Source organism: Actinoallomurus acaciae, from assembly GCF_042429965.1.
GTDB lineage: Bacteria > Actinomycetota > Actinomycetes > Streptosporangiales > Streptosporangiaceae > Actinoallomurus > Actinoallomurus acaciae.
The window spans coordinates 2,775-3,204 of the sequence record NZ_JBHLZP010000793.1; the positions used below are offsets into that span (position 1 = coordinate 2,775).

The following is a 430-nucleotide window of genomic DNA, read 5'->3' on the forward strand; positions in this document are numbered from 1 at the left end:
GCGGACCAGACAAGAATGCTCCCACAACCCCACACACGCAACACCCGCCGGCTATCACACGCGCATGGTTTAGCCTCATCCCCTTTCGCTCACCACTACTCAGGGAATCACATATTGTTTTCTCTTCCTGCGGGTACTGAGATGTTTCACTTCCCCGCGTTACCACCAACCACCCTATACATTCAGATGGCGGCAACACCCCATAACAGGTGCTAGGTTACCCCATTCGGAAACCCCCGGATCAACGCTCGGTTGCCAACTCCCCGGGGCATATCGCAGGCTCCCACGTCCTTCATCGGCTCCTGATGCCAAGGCATCCACCGTGTGCCCTAAAAAACTTGAACACAACAAGAAAAACAAGATGCTCGCGTTCACTATGCAGTTCTCAAAACACGAACGGGAAACCAACCAACAACCACCACCAAAACCA

At 53.5% G+C, this 430-nt stretch carries 1 rRNA gene (running past one end of the window); it reads right to left on the bottom strand.

Annotated features, from left to right (window positions below):
* Window positions 1-344, bottom strand: a 23S ribosomal RNA gene (locus ACFFNX_RS47070) (its annotated part extends 2,774 nt beyond the left edge of the window); the annotation flags it as partial.
* Window positions 345-430: the final 86 nt, after the last annotated feature.